Origin of the sequence: Pseudoalteromonas sp. KG3 (assembly GCF_030436385.1) — a bacterium.
GTDB lineage: Bacteria > Pseudomonadota > Gammaproteobacteria > Enterobacterales > Alteromonadaceae > Pseudoalteromonas > Pseudoalteromonas prydzensis.
On the sequence record NZ_CP098523.1, the window covers coordinates 2,708,215 to 2,724,111 of the forward strand.

General features: G+C 41.8%; 12 protein-coding genes and 3 pseudogenes. 7 read left to right on the forward strand and 8 right to left on the reverse strand.

Features of this window, described 5'->3' with window-relative positions; translation table 11 throughout:
• Nucleotides 1–10: 10 nt before the first annotated feature.
• Nucleotides 11–2,203, forward strand: a complete 2,193-nt coding sequence (locus NDQ71_RS12855; RefSeq protein WP_301561711.1) for a S9 family peptidase — start codon at nt 11–13, stop codon at nt 2,201–2,203.
• A gap of 186 nt (nt 2,204–2,389) precedes the next feature.
• Nucleotides 2,390–2,683: pseudogene (locus NDQ71_RS12860) on the forward strand (DUF4870 domain-containing protein); the annotation flags it as partial.
• Between the two features lie 24 nt (nt 2,684–2,707).
• On the opposite strand, the gene NDQ71_RS12865 reads toward NDQ71_RS12860, so the two are convergent.
• On the reverse strand, nt 2,708–3,676 hold the full coding sequence (locus tag NDQ71_RS12865) for an IS30 family transposase (RefSeq protein ID WP_086959932.1): 969 nt from the start codon (nt 3,674–3,676) through the stop codon (nt 2,708–2,710).
• A 64-nt stretch (nt 3,677–3,740) separates the two neighbouring features.
• On the opposite strand from NDQ71_RS12865, the pseudogene NDQ71_RS12870 reads away from it, so the two are divergent.
• Nucleotides 3,741–3,848, forward strand: a pseudogene (locus tag NDQ71_RS12870) (DUF4870 domain-containing protein); the annotation flags it as partial.
• A 65-nt stretch (nt 3,849–3,913) separates the two neighbouring features.
• On the forward strand, nt 3,914–4,348 hold the full coding sequence (locus tag NDQ71_RS12875) for a YqaA family protein (protein WP_192540824.1): 435 nt from the start codon (nt 3,914–3,916) through the stop codon (nt 4,346–4,348).
• Here NDQ71_RS12875 and folX read toward each other — a convergent pair.
• From folX to NDQ71_RS12905, 6 genes and pseudogenes are all read right to left on the reverse strand, one after another.
• A complete protein-coding gene (gene folX / locus NDQ71_RS12880) occupies nt 4,345–4,704 on the reverse strand; it encodes a dihydroneopterin triphosphate 2'-epimerase (RefSeq protein ID WP_192540825.1) in 360 nt (119 codons plus the stop codon). The genes NDQ71_RS12875 and folX overlap by 4 nt on opposite strands.
• Before the next feature lie 4 nt (nt 4,705–4,708).
• On the reverse strand, nt 4,709–5,263 hold the full coding sequence (folE, locus tag NDQ71_RS12885) for a GTP cyclohydrolase I FolE (RefSeq protein WP_064666818.1): 555 nt from the start codon (nt 5,261–5,263) through the stop codon (nt 4,709–4,711).
• A 22-nt stretch (nt 5,264–5,285) separates the two neighbouring features.
• Nucleotides 5,286–6,005 carry a dihydromonapterin reductase gene (gene folM / locus NDQ71_RS12890; protein ID WP_192540826.1) on the reverse strand — a complete coding sequence of 240 codons (720 nt, stop codon included), beginning with the start codon at nt 6,003–6,005 and terminating at the stop codon, nt 5,286–5,288.
• Between the two features lie 197 nt (nt 6,006–6,202).
• On the reverse strand, nt 6,203–7,033 hold the full coding sequence (nadE, locus tag NDQ71_RS12895; protein WP_192540827.1) for an ammonia-dependent NAD(+) synthetase: 831 nt from the start codon (nt 7,031–7,033) through the stop codon (nt 6,203–6,205).
• A gap of 53 nt (nt 7,034–7,086) precedes the next feature.
• Nucleotides 7,087–7,716, reverse strand: a complete 630-nt coding sequence (locus NDQ71_RS12900; RefSeq protein WP_192540828.1) for a YceH family protein — start codon at nt 7,714–7,716, stop codon at nt 7,087–7,089.
• A 37-nt stretch (nt 7,717–7,753) separates the two neighbouring features.
• A pseudogene (locus NDQ71_RS12905) lies at nt 7,754–10,310 on the reverse strand (response regulator).
• Nucleotides 10,311–10,569: 259 nt separating this feature from the next.
• Here NDQ71_RS12905 and NDQ71_RS12910 point away from each other — a divergent pair.
• The 3 genes from NDQ71_RS12910 (at nt 10,570) to NDQ71_RS12920 (ending at nt 14,894) form a co-directional block, all read left to right on the forward strand.
• Complete coding sequence (locus NDQ71_RS12910; protein ID WP_301561714.1) at nt 10,570–12,861, forward strand: penicillin acylase family protein; 2,292 nt, start codon at nt 10,570–10,572, stop codon at nt 12,859–12,861.
• Nucleotides 12,862–13,044: 183 nt separating this feature from the next.
• The gene (locus tag NDQ71_RS12915; RefSeq protein ID WP_192540829.1) at nt 13,045–14,577 is read left to right on the forward strand and encodes a bifunctional GNAT family N-acetyltransferase/carbon-nitrogen hydrolase family protein; all 1,533 of its coding nucleotides are present in this window, start codon (nt 13,045–13,047) and stop codon (nt 14,575–14,577) included.
• Entirely contained in the window at nt 14,577–14,894 is a 318-nt protein-coding gene (locus NDQ71_RS12920; RefSeq protein WP_064666825.1) for a multidrug efflux SMR transporter, read from the forward strand. The genes NDQ71_RS12915 and NDQ71_RS12920 overlap by 1 nt, the downstream gene beginning before the upstream one ends.
• A gap of 55 nt (nt 14,895–14,949) precedes the next feature.
• Here the strand turns inward: NDQ71_RS12920 and NDQ71_RS12925 are convergent, their stop codons facing one another.
• Entirely contained in the window at nt 14,950–15,831 is an 882-nt protein-coding gene (locus tag NDQ71_RS12925) for a DMT family transporter (RefSeq protein WP_084448173.1), read from the reverse strand.
• Between the last annotated feature and the right edge of the window lie 66 nt (nt 15,832–15,897).

Consider the following 15,897-nt stretch of genomic DNA (forward strand, 5'->3'; position numbering starts at 1 on the left):
GGAAATAATAATGAAAAAAGGGTACTCATTTGCGTTAGCGATTTTGTCGCTTGCGGTCTTAGCGGGTTGTAATAAAGCACCAGAACAAAACTCAACAATCGTAGCCCAAAATAAGCAAGCTGCGGCACAAGAAAATGTAATGCAGGAAATTACAGCGCCAGTAGCCAATAAAATACCATTTGCAATGACTATTCATGATGATACGCGTATCGATAACTACTATTGGATGCGTGACGATGAACGTCAAGACCCTGCGGTAATCGCGCATCTCAACGCAGAGAACACTTATACAGAGGCAATGCTTAAACACACTGAGTCTTTGCAAGCCACCTTGTTTGAAGAGCTCAAAGGGCGCATTCAAAAAGATGATGACTCCGTGCCAACTAAACGTGGTCAATATTATTATTCATCACAAACGCGAGGGGATAATGAATACCCGACTTATGTTCGCAGTGGCGATGACAAGGGCACTGATCAACACGTTATATTGGATGTTAATGAGCTGGCGAAAGGTCATGACTATTATGCGGCAACCGGGTTATCAGTTAGCCCAAATGGTAATTTATTAGCCTATGGCGAAGATACGGTAAGCCGTAGAATTTACACCATTTTAGTCAAAGACTTGAGCACAGGGAAACTGCTTGAGGATAAACTTGAAGGCACGGATGGTGATATCGTTTGGGCTAATGATAATAAAACCTTTTATTACATTAAAAAAGACTTACAAACCTTATTAGGTTACCAAGTCTATCGCCACACGTTAGGTACTGCGCAAGCTGAAGATGAGTTGATCTATGAAGAGACCAATACCAGTTATTATACTGGTATTGGTAAGAGTAAAGACCAGCAAGAAATTTATATTTTCCATGCTAGTACCAATGCTTCTGGTGTATCGGTAATTGATGCTAATGACGTCAAGGCGCAGCCCAAGCGGTTAATTGAACGAGCAGAAAACCTTGAGTATAGTATTGAAAAATTGGCTGATTTTTATTATATCGTGACCAATTTGAACGCCGTGAATTTTCAATTAATGAAAGTACACAAAGATCAGGCGCATGATAAAGCAAATTGGCAAACAGTGATCCCAGCTCGTGATGCAGTGAAGCTTGAGGGGATTGATTTATTTGCTAATCACTTAGTGTATAAAGAGCGTGAAATGGGCCAATCTCGTTTAACGGTGCGTAATTTAACCACGGGTGATGAACAGCAGCTGAGCTTTAATGACAGCAGTTATAGGGTTACTACATACGGCAATAATGAGCTCGATAACCCAAATCTACGTGTTTACTACACTAGCATGACCACCCCCGCTAGCACCTTTGATATTGATTTAAACACAGGAGATAAAACATTATTAAAACAGCAACAAGTCATTGGTGAGTTTAACGCTGATAACTATGCATCGGAGCGGTTATTTATTACAGCGCGTGATGGTGTAAAAGTACCGGTAAGTTTAGTTTATCGTAAAGATAAGTTTAACAAAGACGGCACCAATCCACTGCTACAATATGCATACGGCTCGTACGGTGCAACCATGGATCCAAGTTTCTCAAGTGGTCGTTTGAGTTTACTCGATCGTGGTTTTGTATTTGCTATCGCGCATATTCGCGGTTCACAAATGCTTGGTCGCCCTTGGTATGAAGATGGCAAGCTACTTAATAAAAAGAATACCTTTAATGACTTTGTTGATGTTACCAAAAGCTTAGTTGCCCAGCAGTATGGCGCACCCGATAACATATTTGCTATGGGCGGTAGTGCTGGCGGCTTATTAATGGGGGCGGTGGCAAATCAAGCGCCAGAGCTTTATAAAGGCATGGTTGCCGCAGTACCATTTGTAGATGTGGTAACAACTATGCTTGATGCTAGTTTACCGCTGACCACCAATGAGTACGGTGAATGGGGGAACCCAAACGACAAAGTGTATTATGACTATATGCTGTCGTACTCCCCGTATGATCAAGTAAGCAAACAGGCCTATCCAAATATGTTAGTAACGACTGGTTTACATGATTCTCAGGTGCAGTATTTCGAACCTGCAAAATGGGTTGCAAAACTACGTGAGTTTAAAACGGATGATAATAAATTACTGTTCAAAATCGATATGGAAGCGGGGCACGGTGGTGCCTCAGGGCGTTTTAAAAGCCTAGCGGATACCGCACTTAACTATGCTTTTATTTTAGACTTAGCCGGTATTAAAGAGTAATAACTGGCCCTAGCGTTTTACAATTAAGGTGTGACTTAGGTTACGCCCTAATTCTTTGTCTAAATTGAGTGTGTTTGTTTTGCTCACTTATTGCAGTTTAGCAGTAGTGACGACGCTGATTAAAATCTAGACATTAAGGCTGAAAAAGGTCAGCATGTAGGTGTTAACAAAAACAAGGAGATGATAATGGAAGATAATCAACAGGTTGAACCAGTTGTGGTAGATAAAGAACAGCGTACGTGGGCTATGTTATGCCATTTAAGTGCATTGGCGGGATTCATAATCCCAATGGGCAGTATTATTGGTCCATTGATTGTGTGGTTAGTGAAAAAAGATGAGATGCCATTAGTGGCGGAGCATGGCCGTAAATCGCTTAATTTTCAAATCACTATGCTTATTGCATATATAGTGTGTTTTATTTTGATGTTTGCAGTTATTGGGGTGATTTTATTACCTATAGTCGCTATTTTCTCATTTCTTGAATTCAAGTATTAAGTGCAATCATTATGCAGCCACCAGAACTTCTGATTGCCCCGTAAATAATTCATGAGGGGTTTTATACCCTCTTGTTTTTCTTGGCCGATGGTTGAGCTTATCAACTGCCGCCTGTATCTCTGCTTCACTTAGCGCCATAAAGTCAGTTCCCTTGGGGAAGAAGCGTCTAAGTAAGCCGTTGGTATTCTCATTTATGCCCCGCTCCCATGATGAATAGGGATGAGCGAAATACACATCAGCTTCTAATTTTTGTGCAACATGCTCATGGTGAGCAAACTCTTTTCCATTATCTAACGTCACGGTAATAACCTTACCTTTATATGGTGTCATACACGTGATCAGCGCATCGGCTGTTATTTTCGCATGCTTGCTTTCAATTCTGTGAACGACTGTATATAACGTTTTACGTTCAACCATTGTGACAAGCGCATTTTTACGCCCTTTACCTATCACTGTATCGCCCTCCCAATCACCAATCCTAGACTTTGAATCCACAATACTTGGGCGTTCATCAATGCTGACTCGATTAACTATCTGTCCACGTTTATCATAGCTTCCATAGCGTTTTTTATACTTTTTACATGCACGAGTGAGTGTCTTATGTAGCTTGCCACCACGAGCCTTGTCTCTGTAAATATATTGATAAATTGTTTCATGATGTAAAACGACCTGTTTCTCTAAAGCTAAGCGGCCTGCCACTTGCTCAGGGGAAAGTCCGTCATGCAACAATTTATTAATCCAGTGAGTGACGTCCTCTGTTAACTTACTTGCTTTGAAAGATGACTTACGTCTTTGTTCAGCAAAGTTATTGGCTTGGTTAGGCCGATAGCCTTTAAGTCCTTTATTGCGTTTTAGCTCTCTAGAAATAGATGACGGTGAACGAGTTAGTTCTTCAGCTATCTGCTTTTGGTTATTTCCTGCTTTTATTAACGCGTAAATCTGGTATCTTTCTTCTTGTGTCAGCTGTTTATATTTCATTAAAGCAATTTCCTTTGGCGAGAAAATGGCCGAATTATAACAGCTGGCCATCTAATCTGAGAAATTGCACTTATTATCCGAATTTAGGTTTATTATGGTGGTGATTGGCGCAATAAAAACTAATGACGGTAAAGAGTTTAACTATCCATTTAGTTTAAATTTGATAAAATAAAGCATACTTTATTTTACTGAAACCCAGCTTCTGCTGGGTTTTTTATACGCTTTAAAAAGGCTTAGATGGCTTATTTAACGTTATTTTTTACCGCGTTTGTATCTGCAACCTTGTTGCCCAGCTCATCAGAAGTGGTACTGACGGCGATGGTCACCAAAGGCGAGTATTTACTTTGGTTGTTGTGGCTCACTGCAACGGTGGGCAATGTGTTAGGGAGTTGTGTTAATTATTGGTTGGGCACCCAAGTGATCCGCTTTAAAGACCGCAACTGGTTTCCGGTATCACAGGCTAATATTGATAAAGCGCAGCAGCGTTTTGAAAAATATGGCGTGTACAGCTTATTTTTAGCATGGGTGCCGATTATTGGCGATCCATTGACTGTAGTTGGTGGAATTTTTAAGGTTCACTGGTGGACCTTTTTATGGATTGTTACCCTTGGCAAAGGCGCTCGTTATTTAGTGGTGCTGGCCTTTGCCTTAGGTTTAGAGCAATTGATTTAATTTTTAGCCCAATCGAGTGTTAGTGACACTGAGTCTGCAAAGCGCAAGGCGTGGGGTTTATCAACCCGCGCTTTAGCGTAATTGACGCTAGAGTGACGATGACACACTTCTAGTATCTCTGCGACCAACTTCTCCAGCAGTAAAAAGTGCCCTTGTTCGACCAGTGAAATGACTTCTTTGGTGATCACTTTGTAGTTCAATGCTTGTTCTACTTGATCGGTTTCACAGGCTTGTTCTGCGGGGTAGTGAATTTCTAAATTGATCACTACATCTTGCTTTTTTTCACGCTCATCGGGGTTAAAGCCGATAAAAGTACGCAGCCGTAAGTTAGTTACATTAATAATTGCATTGGCCATAGATTTAGCCTTTTACAAGCTGCAAAAACTCATTGCGGGTTTTTGGGTCTGCTCTAAAGTTACCTAGCATCACTGATGTCCGCATGCTGGAGTTTTGCTTTTCAACCCCGCGCATCATCATACACATATGTTTTGCTTCAACAATGACACCCACGCCTTTGGCACCAGTTACTTCTTCTACCGCTTTAGCGATTTGATGAGTCAATTGCTCTTGAATTTGAAAGCGGCGAGCGTACATATCAACAATACGCGCAAACTTCGACAAACCCAGAACTTTGCCGTTAGGGATATAAGCAATGTGGCAGCGGCCAACAAAAGGCAGTAAATGATGCTCGCACATTGAGTAAAGCTCAATGTCTTGTACTAGCACCATATCGTCAGCATCAGAGGTAAATACGGCATTATTGGTGATTTCGTCTAACGTTTGACGATAACCTTTAGTTAAATACTCCATTGCTTTGGCGGCACGTTTTGGTGTATCTAGTAGCCCTTCGCGTTGTGGGTCTTCGCCTACGGCGGCAATGATCTCTTGGTAACTATTTTTTAATTCATTATGCATAAATTTCTCAGTTTTAAATTAGTTATTTTAAGTGCCTGCCGCCATCAACGGGTAATGAGCGCCCGGTGATGTAATGGCTATTTAGTAATAAATCGACACTGTTAATGATTTCACGGCAACCTGGTTCGATGCCCATTAATGATTTTTTCAACGTTTTAGCACGGTACGCTTCATCATCGTGTTCATTAAAAATAATTAGCGAAGGTGCAATTGCATTGACTTTTATCTGTGGCGCATACTTAGCAGCAAACGATTTAGTTAAATTATCAAGCGCTGCTTTACTGGCTGCATAGGCTAAGTGTTTTGGGCTACCAGTATCGACAACATAATCTGTTAAATGAATGATGTCGGCTGGCTGATGATATTGCTCGTAGTGGCATTGCAATAACTCACTGCAGGCAAGATTGATCAAATAAGGCGTCTTAGCATGAATGCGCATCATATTATCAAATAGTGTCGCGCTGTCTGGATTATTGGCTTCACAATCCCAGCTTGAGGCGTTATGAATAATCGCTTTGAGGCTAGCAGTATGGCTTTTTAATAGCTCAATAAACTCTGCAATAGCATTATCATCAGTAAAGTCAGCAGCGATACAAATAGCCCCTTGTTGCGCTAAATCGTCAATTGTTTTATGGCGAGTACGGTAAGTCACAATAATAGCTTGGCCAGCGGCAATAAAATGCTGAGCCAGTGCTAAGCCAATACGTTGGCCTGCGCCAGTGATTAAAATGGGCGATGTCATAAAATGCTGTATTCTCTATGTTACGCGATTTACTTATAGGGATAACTATAAACTAAATTACAGTAATGTTTCACCTATTAGCATGGCAAAGTCACCACTGTATGACTGTGTTGTATATTACGGTTGACGATAAGAGAAGGATCATGAGTGCAGGCTATTTATTGCTTTTGGCCTACACTCAGTTTCGTCTTGTGAAATTAATCGTAAATTGTTGGAATGGCTTGGCGTTTATGTTGAGTGCGATGATAAATAGCAATGAGCTTTTCAGTGACTTCATCACTGACGTCTTTGCCTTCTAAAAAGTCATCAATTTGTTCATAACTTAAACCAAGAGCTTCTTCATCGGTAAGACCTGGACGATCGCATTCTAAATCAGCTGTGGGCGCTTTATTTACCAGTAAATCAGGTGCTCCCAATTGTTTTGCCAGAGCGCGCACTTGGCGCTTTGATAAACCAAATAGAGGGGCTAAATCACAGGCGCCATCACCAAATTTAGTGTAAAAACCAGTGATGTTCTCAGCACTATGGTCAGTACCTACTACCAGCCCTTGGCAAAAGCCGGCAATTTCATATTGCGCAACCATACGTTGGCGCGCTTTAACATTGCCTTTAATAAAATCAATTTGTGCTTGTTCAGGCAGTGTTTCACCACAGCCAACCACCGCCGCCAATGCTTGTTGATGCATACCGTCTGCGGCCGGTTTGATATTAACCGTTAGGCGTTTACTTGGTTGAATGAAGTCAACCGCAAGTTGTGCTTCAGCTTCGTCGGCTTGAATGCCGTAGGGCAAGCGAACAGCTATAAATTGATATTGGTCAGTTTGTTGCTGTGCATTTAATTCATTAACGGCGAGTTGGCATAAACGGCCACAGGTAGATGAATCTACGCCACCACTGATCCCCAGCACCAGAGAGCGTGAGTGTGCTGCCACAAGGCGGTTTTTGATAAAGTTAACGCGTCGGGTTATTTCTTGCTCAACGTCTATCTTCGGTTGAACTTTCATTTCAGCCATGATCTCGGCACGCATGCTGGCTCCTAATAGTTTATGTTGTCATTATTATGTTATTGCCAGAGGCTAAATTAAAGCCCTAGGTGTTGTTTAATTTTTTGTAATTCTACTTTTAACTCATCAATTTCTGTTAGTAGCTCATTGAGTTCAGCTGCTTTAAGTGAGGGCAACTCAGGTGGCTCAACAGCAACAGTAATGGCGCTTTGTGGATCAGCAAATAAATGGCTGTAACGGCTTTCACGTTTACCTGGTTCGCGAGGGTGTTTTACTACAAACTCTAAGTCGATTAAGGCATTTAGTGTTAATTCAACTTCATTCACATTATTGAACTCTGCAAGTCGATTACTGCGGGTTCTTAATTCACCAGGCGTTTGTGGGCCACGTAATAACATGAGACAAATAATGGCGCGCTGTTGTTCTGTAAATTGTAAGTTACCAAACTCGGTGTTGCAAAAACGATGTGCAAATTTAGTAACGCGTCCCGACAACCCTTCATCTTGTGTGACTAAGCGCTGCGCGATTAAAGTGTCTAGCGCCTCTTGTACTTGTGTTTCACTTAGGGTTAATACCGGCTCTCGGTTCGATTTTTGATTACATGCGTTAGTCAATGCATTGAGAGACAACGGGTAATGCTCTGGCGTGGTGCTTTGTTTTTCAAGTAAGCAGCCAATCACACGTTGTTCAATAGCTGTAAGTTGCATAATAAATCCTTCTGTTGTTATGCCTAAGCTTACACTTTTATTGTTTATCAAGCCATTGTTGAAGTTTCGGATTAAGCGTCTCAAAATTGAGCGGTTTGGTTAGATAATCACTCATACCTGCTTGTAGGCATTTATCTCTATCGCCTTGCATCGCATTGGCGGTTAAAGCAATGATCGGAACATTTTTATAATGCGCTCCAGCATCCCCATTACGAATAGCACGAGTTGCTTGATAGCCATCCATTTCAGGCATTTGGCAATCCATTAATAGTAATTTGTATGGCTGGGCAACATTATTTTTTAGTTTTGCTATCGCCTCAAGGCCGTTTTCAGCGATATCAAAATTAACTCCAGCTTGCTTTAATAAAGCAGAGGCAACCAGTTGATTGACCTTGTTGTCTTCTACGAGCAAAATTTTCTCTTGATTTGCAGAGTCTAGGTTGTTAATTGCAATCTTGGTATGTGGTACGGGGTTACTTTGCTGTTGCTCAATAAACTTGTCATTAGCCAGAGAGTCAAATAAATCAGAGGGAGTCAAAGGCTTAAATATCATGCAGTCAATATTAATAGGCAAGCTGGTGTGTGCTTGCGAGAAACTCATTGGCGCCATTAGGATTAGTTTTATTTGATGCTCATTTAGGTAGTTTTGGAGTGCTTTTATTACTGCGCTATCAACTTGTTTAATAAAGCTATAATCAAGTAATATAGCATCAATTTCAGCTTTGCTAGTTGTTAAATACGTAGTGATAGTTGGGTAATGACTCACAATTTCAGCATGTGCACCCCATACTTGCAGCTGTTTATGAGCAAGTGCACTATTTAAAGGGCAGCTATCAATAATTAAAATGTGCTTATTTTTAATTAAAAGCGGCCACAGCGATTAGAAAACTTTCTTCGTTTCTAGACCATGTGCGTGGATGCAGGCAATGCTCTGCACAGACAATACCAATGGCGCCGCTCCCTGCTGGAATAGAAGCACTTAGCATAGATTGTATTTCTAAAGGCGCTAAATAGTGCTCTGTGAGTGGCGTTGTCAGTTCGTTGCTAAGTGTATTAGGGGCGCAGATCACCGCTTGATGATTAATGGCGGTAAAAAAATGTGGTAGCTCACTTTGCTGCCATGTTTGCAATATCGTATTATCTGGAGCGTGCTGGCCGTGGAGGGCAAATAACTGTAATTGATCCTTTGAATCATTGAACAGCCAAATACTGGCGCGTTCGACATTTAAGGCATCGCACACTGATTGGGTAATAATAGCTTTTGATTGTTTTAAATTCCCCGTTAACACTGCGCTATTAACGGTAAGAGAGGCAAGAGCTTCGTTGTGCAGGGCGGTTTTATTATTTTCTAGTTCTATACATTTACGGGTGTTTATATTTTGCAACGAACCAAAAATCCGCACACAGCGGCCATTACGAATTTCTGCTTCGCCATGCACTAATACCCACACGGATTGGTTTTGAGCATTAATGACTTCCAGTTCTACTTCATAACTTTCCCCGTATTTGATCGCTCTTTCTACCAGTGCTTTGATCGTGTCGCGGCTTTCTCCGGCTTTAAAGTAAGCCAGGTTTTTTGGCCAGCTAGGTTGCTCATCTAAAGGATACTTGAAAATTTCTTTGGTCATATCTGACCAATATACTTGTTGCGTTTCTAGGTTAAATGACCAGGCGCCAATTTTTGCTAGGCTACTCATGGTGACTAGCATCTTTTCATTTTGTAGCTGACGATTGAGCATTTTTAAGAAAACTAAAAATGCCAAAATTAATAGCCCACAGATCGTAAAAATTGCTAACCTTAACGGCCAGATTGCAGAGCTTGGTGGTGTCCAGCCTGCTTTTGGAGAAACAAAAATTATCCATTCTCCTCCTTGAAAAGTTAAGCTAAACGAAAGTGGGTCATGCTCTAAAATTTTCGGATCTCCATGGAAAAACTCCCCTTGAGACCCTAAGCCATTACGCCCTTGAATGGCCACATCGTAATGTTCTTCTAATTCGTAGATACCTGCTTTAGTGTATATTTTGTCAATGTCGAGTACCACAGAGAGTAATCCCCAAAAATGTTTATCAGGGGGAAGATAAACAGGGACTCGGGCAATTAAGGCCTCGCCACCTTGAACTAAAGTGAGTGGGCCTGCCATCACTATTTCATTGTTATCACGCGCGCGAATTGCATCAGCACGTTGCGCCTTATTTTCTAAAAAATTTAGGCCAATCGCTTTTTCATTGCCTGCAAGCGGATAAGTCATGCGGATCACCATATCAGGTGCACCGCCGATATTACGCAGCTCGGACGAGGTTTCGAATAATGGCGCGGCGATTTGTGCAAATCTGTGTTGATCTAAATTAGGCTCTGCGGCAACTGCTACGGCTAAACCTCGCACTAGTTGAATATTCGACACTAATGTTGATTCTAGCTGAGTTTTATAGCTACTCACCTCAGATAGAATCAATAGCCGATGAGACGCTTGAGCACGGTTATAACTAATCTGATCGATGGCTAGACCGATCAATAATATAAAAAACAGCGAACACCAAAATGTCAGTTTAAATTTATAGATCTGTTTGTGATCATGAGTATGTAACAATGGCATTTGCGACTTGTGCATTTAAGAAACGGCTGTTCAACTATAGTCAATTAATCGTGTAAATAAAAATAGTACTGATAGATAGGGTTGTTTATTTTTTATTTAAATAACCGCATGTTAGCTGCCAGATGAACGAGCTTACCGTCATTGTGAAGGAGCTAAATATGGAACGCTGTAATTTATTTACGCGAAAATTAGTGCAGAACATTATTTTTCATAAAACTATGGTTATGATAGAGCTAACTCACAGTGAAAGGACTGGTTCATGTTTAAAATAATCAAGTGGTTGGTGTTGGCAATCGTTATTTTAGGGTTAGCTGCAACGGCTGTTATTTATGGCGTGTTGGCAATCAGTTTACCGGCGTTAGATGGTAAGGGGCGAAGCCATAATATAAGTCAGGCGGTGAAAATTTCTCGGGATCAACTTGGCCAAGCGGTTATTTCAGCCGAGAACCGACTTGATGCTGCCTATGGTTTAGGTTTTGCGCATGGTCAAGACCGGTTCTTTCAAATGGATTTATTGCGTCGTAATGCGGCAGGTGAATTGAGTGAGTTATTTGGTAAGGCGGCAATAGGGTTAGATAAGAAAATGCGTTTTCATCAATTAAGAAAGCGCAGTGCGGCCATTGTTAAGCAATTACCAGAGGCCGATCGAGCATTATTAGTAAGTTACACTGCAGGCGTTAATGAAGGCTTAGCGCAAATTGGTTTTACTAGCTTTGAATACATCTTAACGGGCGCAGAGCAAAAACCTTGGCGTAGTGAAGACAGTTTGTTGGTGATCTTCAGTATGTATTTAGACTTACAAACTGCGACCTTTGAGCGGGATCAGGCGCTTATTCAAATTGCTGATATTTATGGTACTGAAATGGTCAGCTTTTTAACGCAACCCAGTCAGTATCAAGCGGCTTTAGATGGCAGTAACCTCCCCCCATATACATTAGGTATTCCAGAGTTTCCTAAGCAAAGCTTGCAAGCGTTATTAAGTATCGATGCAAACCAAGAGCGTGGTAGCAATAACTGGGCAGTGACTGGGCAGTTAACGACCACTGGGGCTGGGATGCTGTCGGATGATATGCACTTGTCGATGGCGGTGCCGGTTATTTGGTATCGTGCGCAACTTAACTATGCAATGGCAGGAGAAGCGAGCCAAGTGACAGGGGTTTCCTTACCTGGCGCACCCGCCATTGTGGTAGGCACTAATAACAATATTGCCTGGGGGTTTACTAATGGCTACCTCGATACTGCGGATTGGATTGCATTAACGGATAACAATAAAACATGGCAAGTAGTTGAACACTTAGCGTTACCCGATGGATCGTTTGAGGAATATCCGCTTACACTGAGTGAGTTTGGGCCCGTTAAAGAAATTAATGGTCAGCCTTATGCGCTTAGTTGGGTAGGGCATCAACCCTACGCCGTTGATATGAATTTATTGAAATTAGAACAAGCAAAGACCGTGGATGATGCATTGAGCATAGCCAGTGACGTAGGGATCCCGGTACAAAACTTAATGGTGGTAGATGGCCAAGGTAATGCGGCTTGGAAAAATATGGGGGCAATTCCTAGGCGTATTAAACCCAGTGAGTTGGCGGTAGCGGCCAGTGATTATTCAACGGGTTGGCAGCAAAATGAACAACAAAGACCAGCGGTTAAAAATCCTGTTGATGGCCGTTTATGGACTGGAAACTCTCGAGTGGTATCGGCTGAAGATGATTTACGTTTTGGTAATGGTGGGTATGCGTTAGGGGCTCGTTCGAGCCAAATTCGCGACCGTTTATATGAAAAACAGCAATTTAATGAAGCTGATTTTAACCAATTACAACATGATAACCAGGCGCGTTTTTTACAACCTTGGCATAGCCTCTTGCTAAAACAGCTGAATAAAAATAGTACGGCTAATCAGCAATACATAGCAGAGCTTGAAAACTGGCAAGCATGCGCTTGTGCAACGTCAATAGGTTATACCTTGGTTAGGCGTTACCGTGATGAAGTCATTAATAGCGTGTTTTCAGCTATGCAAGCGACATTGCATACTCATGATGGCTCGTTAAAGTATGTTAAGCGAGATTTAGAACCGGCGATATGGCTGTTAATTGAGCAGCAACCAAGTAGCTGGTTAAACCCACAATTTAGCGATTGGGATGCGCAGTTATCTGACTCATTTAATCAAGTTGTCAGCAAGTTAACCGCAGAGTTTGGGAGTAACTTACATGCTTGGCAGTGGGGTACAGTGAATGCATTAGTTATTGAGCATCCATTCGCCCAGCAAATACCGCAGCTCAGTAAATTATTAAATATGCCGACCGCCGCAGGGTTTGGCGATAGTTATATGCCAGCAGTGCAGGGGCGAAGTTTTGGGGCGTCGCAGCGCTTTATTGCTCAGCCTGGGCATTTAGAAAACGCCATAATGGCAATACCTGGGGGCCAGTCAGGGCATCCACTATCGCCATTTTATCGCGCAGGATTTGATGACTACGTAGCTGCGAAACCAACGCCGCTATTACCGCAAACACTAATTCATGAGATCACAATCTTACCTGTAAGTGAGCTTTAAATGTGCAAAGAGGTGTAAAATTAAAAATTATACCTACTTATACTTACTTCAATACAGTTGTTGGTGCTATCTTAAAAATAAACCAGCGCTAAGTATGCTGCACTAAGCAAACGTTCAGAGCTGAACAGGTATGATCTCGTATTGAATATCAAATTTAATGTCCTACGCCTAAAGGAGTTGTGTATGTCGGCAGAAAAAACCCATCTTGAGATATGTAATTTAACGAAAGAGCAGTATCCACAAGTAAAAACCTTGATGGATCAAGCTTATCCAGATTTAGGTGGTGCATGGCCAAGCCATACTATATTTCGGTTGATTGACCAGTTCCCAGAAGGGCAGTTGGGCATGGTGGATGATGGCGTGCTGGTAGGGATTGCGCTGAGTGTGCAAGTGGATTACACGCGTTTTTCTAATCCGCACACCTATGAAGATATTGTTGACGGCCATGACCGGGTATTTAGTGACCCTGATGGTGATGCGCTGTATGGGTTGGATGTGGTTATTTCGCCTACTCATCGTGGTATGCGTTTAGGGCGCAGGCTTTATGATGCGCGTAAAGAATTGTGTCGTCAGTATAATCTGCGGGCTATTTTGGCTGGTGGACGGATCCCACGTTATTACAATCACAGTAATGACATGAGCCCAACAGAATATATTGCCAAAGTTGATCATAAAGAGTTGTATGACCCAATTTTAAGTTTTCAATTATCGAATGATTTTCAAGTGAAGCGTCTACTTAAAAAATACCTACCTGAAGATCAAAACTCGGTTGGTTATGCCACGTTATTGGAGTGGAATAACATTATGTTTGAACCGACTGATACGGTACTTGAATCAACAAAATCGATAGTACGTGTTGGTGCGGTGCAGTGGCAAATGCGCAGTGTTGAGTCGGTTGAAGAAATGCTTACTCAGGTTGAATACTTTGTAGATACTGTGTCTGATTACAAAAGTGATTTTATTCTCTTCCCTGAATTTTTTAATGCGCCATTGATGGGGCTGTCAGAGCAAAGAAATCAAACCGAGGCTATTCGTTATCTCGCTGAATATACAGAGACTTTCCGTGATGCGATGTCGCGTATGGCAATTGAATATAACGCTAATATTATTACCGGCTCAATGCCCTTGGCCGAAGGCGATAAAATTTATAATGTCAGTTATTTATGTCACCGTAGCGGTAAAATTGATGAACAACGTAAAATTCATATCACCCCGCACGAACAAAATGACTGGGTGATCCAAGGCGGTGATAAAATAGCGGTATTTGATACAGATGCCGGACGTGTTGGTATTCAAATTTGCTACGATGTGGAATTCCCTGAACTGTCGCGTATTTTAGCGCAACAAGGGTTAGATATTTTGTTTGTGCCATTTTGGACTGACACCAAAAACAGTTATTTACGAGTGCGTCACTGTGCACAAGCACGGGCGATTGAAAACGAATGCTACGTGGTTATTGCCGGCTCTGTGGGTAATTTACCGGAAGTAGAAAGTCTTGATGTGCAGTATTCACAATCAGCAGTATTAACACCGTCTGATTTTTCATTCCCTCATGATGCGACGCTTAATGAAGCAACCCCCAATACTGAAATGCTGTTATTTAGTGATTTAGATATGGATAAATTAAAAGTGCTGCACAGTGAGGGCACAGTGCGTAATTTAAAAGACCGTCGTAAAGACTTATATGACGTAATATTGAAAAAGAGAGAAAGTTAATGGCGTGGATTTATTTAATTATTGCCGGTTTATTGGAGATTGGTTGGCCTGTGGGGTTAAAAATGTCACAGGATGGAGAAAACCGCTGGTTGGGTATAGGTATCGCAGTGGTGTTTATGGTCGCCAGTGGTTTTATGCTGTGGCTGGCGCAACGTGATATCTCCATGGGTACTTCTTATGCGGTATGGACTGGTATTGGTGCTGCTGGAACATTTATTGTCGGTATTTTATTTTATAACGATGCGGCGACATTTGGTCGTATTGCCGGTGTGTTGATGATCATCAGCGGCGTGATCACCTTAAAAATTAGTCATTAATCCAGTGGATTAAAAAATGAAAGGCGGCCACGTTGCAGTGAGCCGCCGTTGTTGCTTATATCGAAGGCAACATCACTAACACCGCCGCAATGGCAATTAATAGCAGCCCTGCGCTGTCTTGGCGTTTTAATGGTTGCTTGAGCCACAACACTGAGATCAAAATAGTAAAAAATACTTCTACTTGCCCTAAGGTTTTAACATAGGCGACATGTTGTAAACTCATCGCACTAAACCAGCCAATTGAACCAATGCAACTAAAAAAGCTGACGGCACTGGTGGTTTTTTTATGTTCCCACATTGCGCGAAATGTAGGGCGTTCCCGTACAGCTATGTAGCCACAGAGCATGATAGTTTGTAGGCTAATAATAAGCAGTAAAACCCAGGCGGCAGAATAAGGAAACGCAAGTCCTGAGCTTAGGCTTGCTTCTCTGATCCATGATGAAGAAAGGGCGAATGCAGTGCCACAAGCTAAACCTAACAAGGCGGTTTTGAGGCTAAAGTGCTTAATATTAGTAATACCACTTAATAACAATACTGCAATTGAACCTAGAAATACGCCAAGCCAGCCGAGTAAAGATAGTGTCGCGCCAAAAAATAACACTCCTAAAATAGCAGCAACCAACGCTTCACTTTTCGCAAGTCCAGCACCAACGGCAAAGTTGTTCATTTTAAATAATTTTACCATCAGCCCTGTGGCAATAATTTGTACTATGCTGGCGCCAATAATGTAACCCATAAAGCTAACATTGAAAGTGGGCAGTGGCGCATCTTGGTAGCTATATAATGCAATTAAATAAGCTAATGCAAGCGGACTTGCCAGTATAAAGCGCGCTAAAGTAACGCCGGCAACACTGACATGTGCACTTAGCTTACTTTGTAAAGCGTTGCGCCATGACTGCATAAAAGCGGCTAAAATTGTTAAAAATATCCAAGTCATAATGAAAAAACAACAAGTAAGGGAGTTGGATACGGTATCAGTGCCGAGGTTCTAAAGCGAACTAAG